Source organism: Xanthomonas boreopolis (assembly GCF_046529185.1).
In the GTDB taxonomy this organism is placed as follows: domain Bacteria; phylum Pseudomonadota; class Gammaproteobacteria; order Xanthomonadales; family Xanthomonadaceae; genus Pseudomonas_S; species Pseudomonas_S boreopolis.
This window is the reverse complement of record NZ_CP097162.1, coordinates 4,006,159-4,020,837: the sequence shown is the minus strand read 5'-3', so window position 1 is coordinate 4,020,837 and position 14,679 is coordinate 4,006,159. Positions and strand designations below refer to the sequence as shown.

Sequence of the window (14,679 nt, the reverse complement as noted above, 5' to 3'; positions counted from 1 at the left end):
ACGCTGCCCAGTTGCCGATCATGCGCACCGGGGGATCCGGTACGTCGTCGCTGGGGAGTGACATGACCGATCTGGTGTTGCGCGACATCGACCCGATGCTGGTGGACCGCATCCGGCGCATTTCCGTGGCGCGGGGCTGGACCCAGTACCAGACGGTCGTCAATCTGCTCGAACAAGGGCTGTTCGCCAGCGAACAGGAAGTCCATGGCGGATTGCGGCACCCGGAAGTGGATGCCCTCGCCGAGGCGATCGCCGCGCTCAAGGCCCTGCCGGCCGGCAGCGATTTCTGATCCGTGCGGTCCCTGCGCGGGCAGGGACGGGCCATTGCGCATCCGGCCCGGCGCGGCTCAGGCCGGATGGATCGCGCCCAGGATGCGCGGCCCGCGCGCGCCGCTGACCGAAGGCAGGTTGGCCGGGCGTCCTGCCAGCGCCTCGGCGGCCAGCCAGGCGAAGCCCATCGCCTCCATGTAGTCCGGGTCCAGCCCGTGCGCCGCGCTCGACTCGACCACCGTGCCCGGCATCCGGGCCGCCAGCCGGGCCATCAGCACCGGATTGCGCACGCCGCCGCCGCAGACCAGGACCCGGCGCGTATCCGGCTGCTGCCGGTGCAAGGCCTCTGCGACGGTCGCCACGGTGAGTTCCAGCAACGTCGCCTGCACGTCGGCGGCGGCGCGCGGCGTCGCCCCCAGGCGCGCCTCCACCCAGTCCAGGTGGAATTGTTCGCGGCCGGTGCTCTTCGGCGGCGGCAGTGCGAACCAGGGATCGGCGAGCAGGCCCGACAGCAGCGCCTCGTCCACCTGGCCGCTGGCCGCGAACGCGCCGCCGGCATCGAATGGTTGCCCGAGATGCCGCTGGCACCAGCTGTCGAGCAAGGCATTGGCCGGCCCGGTGTCGAAGCCGAGGACGGTGCCGGTGCGCGGGATCAGGGTGAGGTTGCCGATGCCGCCCAGGTTCAGCACGGCCCGGTCCTCGTCCGCGGCCCCGAGCATCGCCAGGTGGAAGGCTGGCATCAGCGGCGCGCCCTGGCCGCCGGCAGCGACGTCGCGGCGGCGGAAATCGGCCACCGTGGTGATCCCGGTCAGCTCGGCGATGCGGTGCGCATCGCCCAGTTGCCAGGTGAATGCCGGATCGGCCAGCGGGCGGTGCCGCACGGTCTGGCCATGCGAGCCGATCGCGCGGATGCGCGCGCGGTCCACCCCGCTCTGCGCGATCAACCGGTTCGCCGCATCGGCGAACGCGATGCCGACCTGCGCATCGAGCCGGCCCAGCACGTCCAGCGAGCCGGCATCGCCGCCCTGGCCGAGGACGACCAGTTCCTCGCGCAGCGCCGGCTGCCAGGGCGCGGTCAGTCCGTCGACCAGTTCGCAGCGCGGACCGTCGCCTTCGTGGAAGCGGACCAGCGCGGCATCGATGCCATCGGCGCTGGTGCCGGACATCAGGCCGATGAAGAAGGGAGCGGATGGCATGCGTGGACCGGGCAGGGGAGACGGCGCAGCTTCGGCCCGCGCGCGCCTCGGGTCAATCGCGGCGGATGGCGGCAAGCACCGGACGCGCGCTGCGCCCGGCGGCTCTTCAACCGCGGCTCTTCTCGCCCTTGCGGGCCGGCTTCTCGCCGCCGGCGTCGGCGAACATCAACTGCTCCATGCCCTTGATGCGGGCCATCGCCGGCGTGGTCTGGGCGCGGAACGCGGCCAGCTCGGCGCCCTTCAGCGGCTCCGGTGGCGGCATCGTCACCGACGCCGGGTTGCGCTGGGTGCCGTTGACGCGGAATTCGTAGTGCAGGTGCGGGCCGGTCGCCAGGCCGGTCATGCCGACGTAGCCGATCACCGTGCCCTGGTTGATGCGCTGCCCGGCCTTGACCTTGCCGAAGCGCGACATGTGCCCGTACAGCGTGCTGTAGCCGCGGCCATGGTCGAGGATCACCACGTTGCCGTAGCCGCGCTGCTGGCCGACGAACTGCACGCGCGCGTCGCCGGCGGCCATGATCGGCGTGCCCGACGGCGCCGCGTAGTCGATGCCCTTGTGCATCCGCATCGTGCCCAGCACCGGGTGCTTGCGCGCGCCGAAGGTCGAGCTGATCCGGCTGTACGCCACCGGCATGCGGATGAAGCTCTTCTTCAGCGGGCGGCCGTTGATGTCGAAGTACTCGGCCGGCTTGCCGGCGCGCTCGAAGCGGAAGCCGGTGTAGGTCTTGCCGCCCGTGGTGAACGTGGCGGCCAGGATCTTGCTGGTGTCGATGCGCTCGCCTTCGCGCCAGGTCTCGTCCATCACCACGCTGAAGCGGTCGCCCGGCTGCAGATCCTTGTCGAAGTCGATGTCGTACTTGAAGATCTCGTCGGTCATCGTCGCCACCGCGGACAGCGGCAACCCGGCCTTGCCGGCGGCGGCGTAAAGCGAACTGGTGATCTCGCCGCTGGTGACGACGGTGCGGGTCACGGTCGCACGCTCGGTCACCTTCTCGCGGATCGCGTCGCCCTGCAGCTGCAGCTCGATCCGGTGGCTGGGATCGCGATCGAACCGCAGCGCCCGCAACTGGCCCTGCTTGGGCAGGTCGAACGCCAGTTCGGCGCCGGGGCGCAGCTTGGTCAGCACGTCGCGGACGCCCGGGTGCTCCAGCACCTGGTACATCACCACGGTCGGGATGCCCAGCTCGCCGAACAGGCTGCTCAGGGTCTGGCCCGGCTTGATGTGGACGATCTGCCAGCTGTCGCCGTGGGCCGGGGCCTTCTCGGCCAGCGACAGCGGCGGCAACGGCAGCGGCAGCGTGGAACGGCTGGCCAGCGACGGGTCGATCGCGTTGGAGAAGCCCGGCACGATCGTCGCCACCAGGGCCCCGATGGTCGCGAACAGGCTGGCGTGGATCCAGTGGCGGCGCGTCCAGCGCTCGTTGAATGCGGCGGGGAGATGCTGCTTGAGCCTTCGATGCAGGGCCGTGTCGTGGAGGACGTGGAGGCGTTCCCGGATGCGCTGTTTGCGTGCGCGGCCCTGTTCGGAGTTATGCATCTACCGGTTCCTCTGCTCGAAGCGCGAGCTCAAACGCCGGTACCATAGAGACCCATCAACAGCGCGTCAAACCATTGAGCCTGTTCATTTTTTGCCTTGTCGTCGAATTAACCCCCGTTTAACATCGCCGGCGATTTTGTGCGGCGCAGCGCCGCTGGAGCCCTCCTTTGTCCTCGATCGCAGATTCGCTCGCTCTCATCGGCCGCGGCGCCGACGAGATCCTCAAGCCCGAAGAGCTGGAAACCCGCCTGAAAAGCGGCCGCCCGTTGCGGGTGAAGGCCGGTTTCGATCCCACCGCGCCCGACCTGCACCTGGGCCATACCGTGCTGCTCAACAAGATGCGGCAGTTCCAGGACCTCGGCCACCAGGTGATCTTCCTGATCGGCGACTTCACCGGCATGATCGGCGATCCCACCGGCAAGAACGTCACCCGCAAGCCGCTCACCCGCGAGGACGTGCTGGCCAACGCCCGCACCTACGAGGAGCAGGTCTTCAAGGTGCTGGACCGCGGGCGCACCGAGGTCCGCTTCAACTCCGAATGGTTCGGCCGGATGAACGCGGCCGACATGATCAAGCTGGCCGCGCAGCACACCGTCGCGCGCATGCTCGAGCGCGACGACTTCGCCAAGCGCTTCGCCGCGCAGCAGTCGATCGCCATCCACGAGTTCCTCTACCCGCTGGTGCAGGGCTACGACTCGGTCGCCCTGGAGGCCGACGTCGAACTCGGCGGCACCGACCAGAAGTTCAACCTGCTGATGGGGCGCGGGCTGCAGGAGCACCATGGCCAGCCTGCCCAGGTCGTGCTGACCATGCCGTTGCTGGAAGGCCTGGACGGCGTCAACAAGATGAGCAAGTCGCTGGGCAACTACATCGGCATCAGCGAGCCGGCCATCGACATCGTCACCAAGGCCATGAAGATCGGCGACGACCTGATGTGGCGCTGGATCGAACTGCTCAGCTTCGAGATCTCCGCCGCCGAGGCCAAGCGGCTGCGCGGCGACGTGGAGAGCGGCCAGCTCAACCCGCGCGACGTGAAGCTGCGCCTGGCCCGCGAACTGGCCACGCGCTTCCACGACGCGGCCGCCGCCGAGCAGGCCGTCGCCGGCTGGCATGCGGTGGTCACCGGGCAGGGCGATACCTCGCTGCTGCCGCTGCAGCAGGTCCAGGTGCCGGCCGAAGGCCTGCGCATCGCCGCGCTGCTGACCGCCGCCGGGCTGACGCCCAGCAACTCCGAGGCGATGCGCAAGCTCAAGGAGCGCGCGGTACGGGTCGAGGGCGAAGTCGTCGAGGATCCGCAGCGCCAGTTCGCGCCGGGTTTCGAGGGCGTGATCCAGGTCGGCAAGCGCAATTTCGCGCGCGTGGCGTTGGTGGCGGGCTGAGCGGCGGGCGGCGCGGAAAAATATTTCCCGCCGCCTCTTCCCAAGCGCGGCAAAAGCGCCCATACTTCCGCTCCTCCCGACACGGGCGCCTCGCAAAGCGCGGCAAACGGAAGGGTCCTCGAATCAACGACTTCAGTGACAAAGGTGTTGACGATTCGAGGAAGTGGCCGCAGAATGAGCGGCTCGCTTCGAGAGGTCTTCGGACCGGATTGAAGTGGCGGCAACCTCCTCGGCGACGAGGGGTTGACGAGGTAGGAAAGTCCGCTATGATGGCGGGCTCGCTTCGGCAAAAACCTTCGGGTGGCTGGGGCGGCAGGTTGAAGTCGGCGCCCGCAACGAGGTGTTGACGGAAACGAAAAGCCGGCTATAATGGGCGGCTCGCTTCGAAGGAAACTTCGGGGCATGCGGGAAAGGCGCTGAGGCCGGCCCCGAGGTTCTTTGAAAGTGTGCGCAGGTAATTTGTGCGGACGCCTGCAGGAAGGATGATTGTCCATCTTGCAGACGTTTAATCAAGCAACAAGTCAATTGCTTTGCAAGCGATACGTTGCCAGAGATTGGACATCTGCAGCTAAAAGCTTTTGCCTTCGGGCATGCAGTTTTAAGTGAAGAGTTTGATCCTGGCTCAGAGTGAACGCTGGCGGCAGGCCTAACACATGCAAGTCGAACGGCAGCACAGGAGAGCTTGCTCTCTGGGTGGCGAGTGGCGGACGGGTGAGGAATACATCGGAATCTACCTTGTCGTGGGGGATAACGTAGGGAAACTTACGCTAATACCGCATACGACCTACGGGTGAAAGCAGGGGACCTTCGGGCCTTGCGCGATTAGATGAGCCGATGTCCGATTAGCTAGTTGGCGGGGTAAAGGCCCACCAAGGCGACGATCGGTAGCTGGTCTGAGAGGATGATCAGCCACACTGGAACTGAGACACGGTCCAGACTCCTACGGGAGGCAGCAGTGGGGAATATTGGACAATGGGCGCAAGCCTGATCCAGCCATGCCGCGTGGGTGAAGAAGGCCTTCGGGTTGTAAAGCCCTTTTGTTGGGAAAGAAAAGCAATCGGTTAATACCCGGTTGTTCTGACGGTACCCAAAGAATAAGCACCGGCTAACTTCGTGCCAGCAGCCGCGGTAATACGAAGGGTGCAAGCGTTACTCGGAATTACTGGGCGTAAAGCGTGCGTAGGTGGTGATTTAAGTCCGTTGTGAAAGCCCTGGGCTCAACCTGGGAATTGCAGTGGATACTGGGTCACTAGAATGTGGTAGAGGGTAGCGGAATTCCTGGTGTAGCAGTGAAATGCGTAGAGATCAGGAGGAACATCCGTGGCGAAGGCGGCTACCTGGACCAACATTGACACTGAGGCACGAAAGCGTGGGGAGCAAACAGGATTAGATACCCTGGTAGTCCACGCCCTAAACGATGCGAACTGGATGTTGGGTGCAACTTGGCACGCAGTATCGAAGCTAACGCGTTAAGTTCGCCGCCTGGGGAGTACGGTCGCAAGACTGAAACTCAAAGGAATTGACGGGGGCCCGCACAAGCGGTGGAGTATGTGGTTTAATTCGATGCAACGCGAAGAACCTTACCTGGTCTTGACATCCACGGAACTTTCCAGAGATGGATTGGTGCCTTCGGGAACCGTGAGACAGGTGCTGCATGGCTGTCGTCAGCTCGTGTCGTGAGATGTTGGGTTAAGTCCCGCAACGAGCGCAACCCTTGTCCTTAGTTGCCAGCACGTAATGGTGGGAACTCTAAGGAGACCGCCGGTGACAAACCGGAGGAAGGTGGGGATGACGTCAAGTCATCATGGCCCTTACGACCAGGGCTACACACGTACTACAATGGTTAGGACAGAGGGCTGCAATCCCGCGAGGGTGAGCCAATCCCAGAAACCTAATCTCAGTCCGGATTGGAGTCTGCAACTCGACTCCATGAAGTCGGAATCGCTAGTAATCGCAGATCAGCATTGCTGCGGTGAATACGTTCCCGGGCCTTGTACACACCGCCCGTCACACCATGGGAGTTTGTTGCACCAGAAGCAGGTAGCTTAACCGCAAGGAGGGCGCTTGCCACGGTGTGGCCGATGACTGGGGTGAAGTCGTAACAAGGTAGCCGTATCGGAAGGTGCGGCTGGATCACCTCCTTTTGAGCATGACAGCATCGTCCTGTCGGGCGTCCTCACAAGTTACCTGCATTCAGAGTTCAGTACCGGCCAGGGCCGGTGCCGATAGTCCCGTCACGGGGCCTTAGCTCAGCTGGGAGAGCACCTGCTTTGCAAGCAGGGGGTCGTCGGTTCGATCCCGACAGGCTCCACCAGTATGCGGATCCCTCCGCAAGAGCCCGCACATCCATGTGCGGACTTTCTAAGGAAAAGCAGCACTTTGGGTCTGTAGCTCAGGTGGTTAGAGCGCACCCCTGATAAGGGTGAGGTCGGTGGTTCGAGTCCTCCCAGACCCACCACTCTGAATGTATGGCGCACACGAAGAATTTAGACGGATCGGCGTTGAGGCCGGTACGTGTTCTTTAATAACTTGTGACGTAGCGAGCGTTTGAGATATCTATCTAAACGTGTCGTTGAGGCTAAGGCGGGGACGAAAGTCCCTAATATTGAGTCGTTACATTCGCGTCGTGGCGTTGTACCCCACGGCACAGATGACTCCGAGGCGACTTGGGGTTATATGGTCAAGCGAATAAGCGCACACGGTGGATGCCTTGGCGGTCAGAGGCGATGAAGGACGTGGCAGCCTGCGAAAAGTGTCGGGGAGCTGGCAACAAGCTTTGATCCGGCAATGTCCGAATGGGGAAACCCACTGCTTCGGCAGTATCCTGCAGTGAATTCATAGCTGCTGGAGGCGAACCTGGTGAACTGAAATATCTAAGTAACCAGAGGAAAAGAAATCAACCGAGATTCCGTCAGTAGCGACGAGCGAACGCGGACTAGCCCTTAAGCTGCTATGGTTTTAGGAAAACGGTCTGGAAAGGCCGGCCATAGAAGGTGATAGCCCTGTATTCGAAAGGGCCATGGCAGTGAAGACGAGTAGGGCGGGGCACGTGAAACCCTGTCTGAACATGGGGGGACCATCCTCCAAGGCTAAATACTCCTGACCGACCGATAGTGAACCAGTACCGTGAGGGAAAGGCGAAAAGAACCCCGGAGAGGGGAGTGAAATAGAACCTGAAACCGTGTGCGTACAAGCAGTAGGAGCCCGCAAGGGTGACTGCGTACCTTTTGTATAATGGGTCAGCGACTTACTGTTCGTGGCAAGCTTAACCGTATAGGGGAGGCGAAGGGAAACCGAGTCTGATAAGGGCGCATAGTCGCGGGCAGTAGACCCGAAACCGGGTGATCTAGTCATGCCCAGGGTGAAGGTTGAGTAACATCAACTGGAGGCCCGAACCCACTCCCGTTGCAAAGGTAGGGGATGAGGTGTGATTAGGAGTGAAAAGCTAATCGAACCCGGAGATAGCTGGTTCTCCTCGAAAGCTATTTAGGTAGCGCCTCATATGTATCCTCTCGGGGGTAGAGCACTGTTATGGCTAGGGGGTCATCGCGACTTACCAAACCATTGCAAACTCCGAATACCGAGACGGACTGTATGGGAGACACACGGCGGGTGCTAACGTCCGTCGTGAAAAGGGAAACAACCCAGACCCACAGCTAAGGTCCCAAATTTTGTGCTAAGTGGAAAACCATGTGGAAAGGCACAGACAGCCAGGAGGTTGGCTTAGAAGCAGCCACCCTTTAAAGAAAGCGTAATAGCTCACTGGTCGAGTCGGTCTGCGGGGAAGATTTAACGGGGCTAAGCACAGAACCGAAGCTTGGGGTGCATACTTTCGTATGCGCGGTAGAGGAGCGTTCCGTAAGCCTGCGAAGGTGAGTTGAGAAGCTCGCTGGAGGTATCGGAAGTGCGAATGCTGACATGAGTAACGATAATGCGGGTGAAAAACCCGCACGCCGAAAGCCCAAGGTTTCCTTGCGCAACGTTAATCGGCGCAGGGTGAGTCGGCCCCTAAGGCGAGGGCGAAAGCCGTAGTCGATGGGAAGCAGGTTAATATTCCTGCACCTCGCGTGAGTGCGATGGAGGGACGGAGAAGGCTAGGTGTACCGGGCGTTGGTTGTCCCGGGGAAAGGCGGTAGGTTTGGATCTTTGGCAAATCCGGGATCCTTCAAGACCGAGCACCGAGACGAGCCCTTTTGGGCGAAGTCACTGATGCCACGCTTCCAGGAAAAGCTCCTAAGCTTCAGCTCACGAAGACCGTACCGTAAACCGACACAGGTGGGTAGGATGAGAATTCTCAGGCGCTTGAGAGAACTCGGGTGAAGGAACTAGGCAACATGGCACCGTAACTTCGGGAGAAGGTGCGCCTTTGTTGGTGGCCCATGCGGGCTATAGCTGACGAAGGCCGAAGTGACCAGGCCGCTGCGACTGTTTATCAAAAACACAGCACTCTGCAAACACGAAAGTGGACGTATAGGGTGTGACGCCTGCCCGGTGCTGGAAGGTTAATTGATGGGGTCAGCCGCAAGGCGAAGCTCTTGATCGAAGCCCCAGTAAACGGCGGCCGTAACTATAACGGTCCTAAGGTAGCGAAATTCCTTGTCGGGTAAGTTCCGACCTGCACGAATGGCGTAACGACAGCGGCGCTGTCTCCACCCGAGACTCAGTGAAATTGAAATCGCTGTGAAGATGCAGCGTTCCCGTGGCAAGACGGAAAGACCCCGTGAACCTTTACTATAGCTTTACACTGAACGTTGAGTTCGTCTGTGTAGGATAGGTGGGAGGCTATGAAACCATGGCGCCAGCTGTGGTGGAGCCATCCTTGAAATACCACCCTGTCGTGCTTGACGTTCTAACCTGGGCCCATGATCTGGGTCGGGGACCGTGTATGGTGGGTAGTTTGACTGGGGCGGTCTCCTCCTAAAGAGTAACGGAGGAGCTCGAAGGTACGCTCAGCGCGGTCGGACATCGCGCACTGTGTGCAAAGGCATAAGCGTGCTTGACTGCAAGATCGACGGATCAAGCAGGTACGAAAGTAGGACTTAGTGATCCGGTGGTTCTGTATGGAAGGGCCATCGCTCAACGGATAAAAGGTACTCCGGGGATAACAGGCTGATACCGCCCAAGAGTTCATATCGACGGCGGTGTTTGGCACCTCGATGTCGGCTCATCACATCCTGGGGCTGTAGTCGGTCCCAAGGGTATGGCTGTTCGCCATTTAAAGTGGTACGCGAGCTGGGTTCAGAACGTCGTGAGACAGTTCGGTCCCTATCTGCCATGGGCGTTGGAGATTTGAGAGGGGCTGCTCCTAGTACGAGAGGACCGGAGTGGACGAACCTCTGGTGTTCCGGTTGTCATGCCAATGGCATTGCCGGGTAGCTATGTTCGGAAGCGATAACCGCTGAAAGCATCTAAGCGGGAAGCGCGCCTCAAGATGAGATCTCCCGGGGCTCAAGCCCCCTAAAGGAACCATGTAGACTACGTGGTTGATAGGTCAGGTGTGTAAGCGCTGCAAGGCGTTGAGCTAACTGATACTAATGATCCGTGCGGCTTGACCATATAACCTCAAGTTGCCTTGGTCCCAACGAACACGTTGGTAGATACCCAATGCACGCTACGTCACAAGTCCCCATGCGAGACCGAGCGCCGTATGCGCTTCCCTTCCCCGAGGATGGAAGCAAACTCTGGCGACGCTCCAACCGTCTCCCTGGTGAAATTAGCGCTGTGGAACCACCCGATCCCATCCCGAACTCGGAAGTGAAACGCAGCCGCGCCGATGGTAGTGTGGTCTAAACCATGCGAGAGTAGGTCATCGCCAGGGGCTTTACCCCACAACCCCCCAGCCCTAAAGCTGGGGGGTTGTTCTTTGCGCAAAACAAAAACAGCACCAACCCCTCCCGCACTTTAATATTAAAAACACTTCGCGCAGGTCGCGTGTCATCTACATGGCAGAGCGTGCCAGAGACACATCTCGCGCCTGATGCCGAGCCGCGGTTGCTGGGCTGCCTATGCGGCAGTGAACAAGGACCCGTCAAACTTCCGCCGGGACTGGAATTTCTGAGCTGCCATGCGGCAGTGAACTCGACAGCAGATCGGCGTGACGCTGAGGACGTTTTCTGAGCTGCCTATGCGGCAGTGAACTGAAGCGGGCAAAGATGGCGCGAGGATTCATGTTTCTGAGCTGCCTATGCGGCAGTGAACGCCAGGTCATCGACCTGCACATTCGGCGTGCATTTCTGAGCTGCCTATGCGGCAGTGAACCGTCCGCGCGGCTGGTGACGGTGCCGGCGATATTTCTGAGCTGCCTATGCGGCAGTGAACACGGCGAAGGTCGTGAACGCGATCCTCGACCTTTTCTGAGCTGCCTATGCGGCAGTGAACTGCAATGGTCTGCGACTGATTGATCGACGCCTTTTCTGAGCTGCCTATGCGGCAGTGAACTCCCGCTTGCGGGCCTTTCGCGCGGACTGGATTTTCTGAGCTGCCTATGCGGCAGTGAACGAGCCGGTGTCCGGCGTCCTGGTCGCCGAGTTTTTCTGAGCTGCCTATGCGGCAGTGAACCTGCTGGCACGCAAGTTGGGCTGCCTCGAGGGTTTCTGAGCTGCCTATGCGGCAGTGAACACTTCGGGATCATTCCAGCCCCCACGGCCTTTTTTCTGAGCTGCCTATGCGGCAGTGAACTAGAGCGTCATTGCTGTCAGGACCTTGTGGATCTTAGCTTTGAAGGTGTCGGGAGCGCGAGAACCCTTTTGCGGATGGCCTCGGTAAGTTGTTGATTCCCTGAGGTACAAAAGCACGGCGCAAAAAAGGGGCGGGATGGTGGTCCCGCCCCTGGATGTCGGCGGTGGGATCTTCAGTCGCCCAGCGTGAGCAGGGAGGCGTTGCCGCCGGCCGCGGTGGTGTTGATGGTGACGACCTTTTCGGTGGCGAAGCGCTGCAGGTAGTGCGGGCCACCGGCCTTGGGGCCGGTGCCGGACAGGCCCTGGCCGCCGAACGGTTGGACGCCGACCACGGCGCCGATCTGGTTGCGGTTGACGTAGACGTTGCCGACCGCGACCCGACTGGCGATGCGCTCGACGGTCTCGTCGATGCGGGAGTGGATGCCGAGGGTCAGGCCATAGCCGGTGGCGTTGATCTGGTCGATCACCGCGTCGAGCTGGTCGGCCTTCCAGCGGATGACGTGCAGGATCGGGCCGAACACCTCGCGCTGCAGCTGCGAGAGCGACTGCAGTTCGTAGGCGCGCGGCGCGAAGAACGTGCCGTGGGCCAGCTCGTCGCCCGCCTGGGCCTGGGCGATCAGGCGGGCCTCGCGGTCCATGCGCGCGGCGTGGTCCTGCAGGATCTTCAGGGCATCGGCGTCGATGACCGGACCGACGTCGGTGGACAGCAGGCCGGGATCGCCGACCTTCAGTTCGGCCATCGCGCCGGCCAGCATGGTCATCACCTTGTCGGCGATGTCGTCCTGCACGAACAGCACGCGGGCGGCCGAGCAGCGCTGGCCGGCGGAGATGAAGGCGCTGGCGATCGCGTCCTTGACCACCGCCTCGGGCAGCGAGGAGGAGTCGGCGATGAAGGCGTTCTGGCCGCCGGTCTCGGCGATCAGCACGCCGATGGCGGCGTCGCGCGCGGCCATGGCGCGATTGATCGCGCGTGCGGTTTCGGTCGAGCCGGTGAAGGCGACGCCGGCCACGCGCGGGTCCCGGGTCAAGGCGGCGCCGACGGTGGCGCCGTCGCCGGGCAGGTACTGCAGCACGGCTTCCGGTACGCCGGCCTCGTGCAGCAGCTTGACCGCGGCGAAGCCGACCAGGTTGGTCTGCTCGGCCGGCTTGGCGATCACGCCGTTGCCGGCGGCGAGGGCGGCGCTGACCTGGCCGAGGAAGATCGCCAGCGGGAAGTTCCATGGGCTGATGCAGACGAATACGCCGCGGCCGTGCAGCTGCAGCTCGTTGGATTCGCCGGTCGGCCCGGGCAGGCGCTCGGGGGTGCCGAACTGGGCGCGGGCCTGGCCGGCGTAGTAGCGGAGGAAATCGACGGCTTCGCGGACCTCGGCCACCGAGTCGGGCAGGGTCTTGCCGGCTTCCTTGACGCACAGGACCATGAACTCGGGCATGCGCGCCTCCAGCAGGTCGGCGGCGTGCTCGAGGATGGTGGCGCGGCTGGCGGCCGGGGTGCGGTCCCAGGCCGGCTGCGCGGCGACGGCGTTGACCAGGGCCTTCTCGACGGTGGCGGGATCGGCCGGCTGCCAATGGCCGACGACCTGGCGGCGGTCGGCGGGGCTGGTGACCGTTTGCGCGTCGGTGGCGACGACGGCGCCCGGCACCAGCGGAGCGGCCTTCCACGGCTTGACCGCGGCGTTGAGCTGCTCGGCGAGCTGGCGCAGTTCGTTGTCGTTGGCGAGGTTGGCGCCCATGGAGTTCTTCCTGTTCTGGTTCTGGCTGCGCAGCAGGTCGAGCGGCAGCGGGATCTTGGGATGCGGGATGGAGGCGAACGAGGACACGGCTTCGACCGGGTCGCGGATCAGGTCCTCGATCGGCACCTTCTCGTCGCTGATGCGGTTGACGAAGCTGGAGTTGGCGCCGTTCTCGAGCAGGCGCCGCACCAGGTAGGGCAGCAGGTCCTCGTGCGAGCCGACCGGCGCGTAGACGCGGCAGGGCAGGTCGAGGCGGTCGGCCGGCACCACCTCGGCGTACAGGTCGTCGCCCATGCCGTGCAGCTTCTGGTGCTCGTAGGTGCGGCCGTTGGCGATCGTGCGCACCGCGGCGATCGTGTGGGCGTTGTGGGTCGCGAACATGGGGTAGATCGCGTCCGCGTGGCCGAACAGGCGCTTGGCGCAGGCCAGGTAGGAGACGTCGGTGTTCTGCTTGCGGGTGAACACCGGGTAGCCGGGCAGGCCTTCGATCTGGGCGCGCTTGATCTCCGCGTCCCAGTAGGCGCCCTTGACCAGGCGCACCTGCAGGCGCCGGCCGATGCGGCGGGCCAGGTCGGCCAGGTAGTCGATCGTGTAGGGCGTGCGCTTCTGGTAGGCCTGCACGACCACGCCGAAGCCCTCCCAGCCGGCGAGCGACGGATCGCTGACCACGGCCTCGATGATGTCCAGCGACAGCTCCAGGCGGTCGGTCTCCTCGGCGTCGACGGTGCAGCCGATGCCGTAGGACTTGGCCAGCCGGGCCAGTTCGAGCACCGCCGGCACCAGGTCGCGCATCACGCGGGCGCGCTGGGCGTGCTCGTAGCGCGGGTAGAGGGCGGACAGCTTGATGGAGATGCCGTGCGAGGCGGTCACGTCGCCATCGGCCTTGCCGCCGCGGGCGAGGTTGTCGCTGCCGATCGCGTGGATCGCGCGCCGGTAGTCGTCGAGGTAGCGCTTGGCGTCCTTCATGGTCAGCGCGGCTTCGCCGAGCATGTCGAACGAATAGCGGTAGCTGGCGTTCTCGCCCTTGTGCGAGCGGGCCAGGGCTTCCTCGATGGTGCGCCCCATCACGAACTGGTGGCCCATGATCTTCATTGCCTGGCGCACGGCCAGGCGCACCACCGGCTCGCCGATGCGCGCGACCAGGCGCTTGAACGCGCCCGGCACGTCGGCGCGGGTGAGGTCGTTGATCTGTACGATGCGGCCGGTGAGCATCAGGCCCCAGGTCGAAGCGTTGACCAGGACCGAATCGCTGCCGCCGAGGTGCTTCTTCCAGTCGGCGTCGCCGAGCTTGTCGCGGATCAGCTTGTCGGCGGTCTCCTGGTCGGGGATGCGCAGCAGCGCCTCCGCCACGCACATCAGCAGCACGCCCTCCTCGCTGCCGAGGTCGTACTGGCGCATGAAGGCTTCCACCGCGCTCTGGTTGGCGGCGCGGGCGCGCACGCGGGTGACCAGGTCGGCGGCGAGCGCCTGCACCTTGGCCTGCTCGGCGGCGGGGAGGCGGGCCTGCTCGAGCAGTTCGCGGACGTGTTCGGTCTCGTCCTTCAGCCAGGCCGCGGTGATCGCCGCGCGCAACGCCGGCGGGGAGGGGGAGAGCTCGGGGGCGAGCAGGGCAGACGGGGCGCCAGGCTGGGGCGCGCCGGGTTCGGGCAATGCGTTCATGCGAAAAACCGCCAATGGAATGGGCGCAATTCTAGGACCGGGGCCGCGGCCTCCACTTGTGCGGAAACGGCAGCTTTCCTGACGTTTTGTGCATGGCGCCCGCGCCCGGGGCGCAAGGCGGGCCGCCGGGGAAAGCACTGATTCGCGGCGGGTTTCTGGTTGCGGTGCAGCATGGAAAAGCGGCCCCGGAGCCTTGCCCCGCGTGTTCAGCCGGGGCTAACATCGAACCCG

5 protein-coding genes, 2 tRNA genes, 3 rRNA genes and 1 CRISPR repeat array are annotated in these 14,679 nt (G+C 63.3%); of the genes, 7 read left to right on the top strand and 3 right to left on the bottom strand.

Going from position 1 to position 14,679, the window contains the following annotated elements; translation table 11 throughout:
* Positions 1 to 62 precede the first annotated feature (62 nt).
* The gene (locus M3M27_RS18050) at positions 63 to 290 is read left to right on the top strand and encodes a hypothetical protein (RefSeq protein ID WP_140727753.1); all 228 of its coding nucleotides are present in this window, start codon (positions 63 to 65) and stop codon (positions 288 to 290) included.
* Between the two features lie 57 nt (positions 291 to 347).
* Here the strand turns inward: M3M27_RS18050 and M3M27_RS18045 are convergent, their stop codons facing one another.
* On the bottom strand, positions 348 to 1,466 hold the full coding sequence (locus tag M3M27_RS18045; RefSeq protein WP_434026499.1) for an anhydro-N-acetylmuramic acid kinase: 1,119 nt from the start codon (positions 1,464 to 1,466) through the stop codon (positions 348 to 350).
* Positions 1,467 to 1,572: 106 nt separating this feature from the next.
* Positions 1,573 to 3,003, bottom strand: coding sequence for a peptidoglycan DD-metalloendopeptidase family protein (locus M3M27_RS18040; protein WP_434026498.1), 1,431 nt, complete (start codon positions 3,001 to 3,003; stop codon positions 1,573 to 1,575).
* A gap of 167 nt (positions 3,004 to 3,170) precedes the next feature.
* Between M3M27_RS18040 and tyrS the strand changes: the two genes are divergently transcribed.
* The 6 genes from tyrS to rrf all read left to right on the top strand — a co-directional run bounded on the left by tyrS (position 3,171) and on the right by rrf (position 10,200).
* Positions 3,171 to 4,382 (top strand): tyrosine--tRNA ligase, encoded by a 1,212-nt coding sequence (gene tyrS / locus M3M27_RS18035; RefSeq protein ID WP_140727747.1) that lies wholly within the window; start codon positions 3,171 to 3,173, stop codon positions 4,380 to 4,382.
* Positions 4,383 to 4,981: 599 nt separating this feature from the next.
* Positions 4,982 to 6,526 (top strand): 16S ribosomal RNA (locus M3M27_RS18030).
* Positions 6,527 to 6,620: 94 nt separating this feature from the next.
* Positions 6,621 to 6,696 (top strand) — tRNA-Ala (locus tag M3M27_RS18025).
* Between the two features lie 67 nt (positions 6,697 to 6,763).
* Positions 6,764 to 6,840: transfer RNA gene (locus M3M27_RS18020), tRNA-Ile, on the top strand.
* Positions 6,841 to 7,060: 220 nt separating this feature from the next.
* A 23S ribosomal RNA gene (locus M3M27_RS18015) occupies positions 7,061 to 9,938 on the top strand.
* 147 nt (positions 9,939 to 10,085) lie between these two features.
* Positions 10,086 to 10,200 (top strand): 5S ribosomal RNA (gene rrf / locus M3M27_RS18010).
* The 16S, 23S and 5S rRNA genes sit together here with 2 tRNA genes alongside, the layout of an rRNA operon.
* A gap of 292 nt (positions 10,201 to 10,492) precedes the next feature.
* Positions 10,493 to 11,060: direct repeats of the CRISPR family, unit length 28 nt; unit sequence TTTCTGAGCTGCCTATGCGGCAGTGAAC.
* 172 nt (positions 11,061 to 11,232) lie between these two features.
* Here the strand turns inward: rrf and putA are convergent.
* On the bottom strand, positions 11,233 to 14,448 hold the full coding sequence (gene putA / locus M3M27_RS18005; RefSeq protein ID WP_434026496.1) for a bifunctional proline dehydrogenase/L-glutamate gamma-semialdehyde dehydrogenase PutA: 3,216 nt from the start codon (positions 14,446 to 14,448) through the stop codon (positions 11,233 to 11,235).
* Positions 14,449 to 14,679 lie beyond the last annotated feature (231 nt).

What these genes read in the sequence shown, in the direction of transcription:
- M3M27_RS18045 (WP_434026499.1), bottom strand. Translation starts at nt 1,466, where the DNA reads ATGCCATCCGCTCCCTTCTTCATCGGCCTGATGTCCGGCACCAGCGCC.
- putA (WP_434026496.1), bottom strand. Translation starts at nt 14,448, where the DNA reads ATGAACGCATTGCCCGAACCCGGCGCGCCCCAGCCTGGCGCCCCGTCT.
- M3M27_RS18050 (WP_140727753.1), top strand. Translation starts at nt 63, where the DNA reads ATGACCGATCTGGTGTTGCGCGACATCGACCCGATGCTGGTGGACCGC.
- M3M27_RS18040 (WP_434026498.1), bottom strand. Translation starts at nt 3,003, where the DNA reads ATGCATAACTCCGAACAGGGCCGCGCACGCAAACAGCGCATCCGGGAA.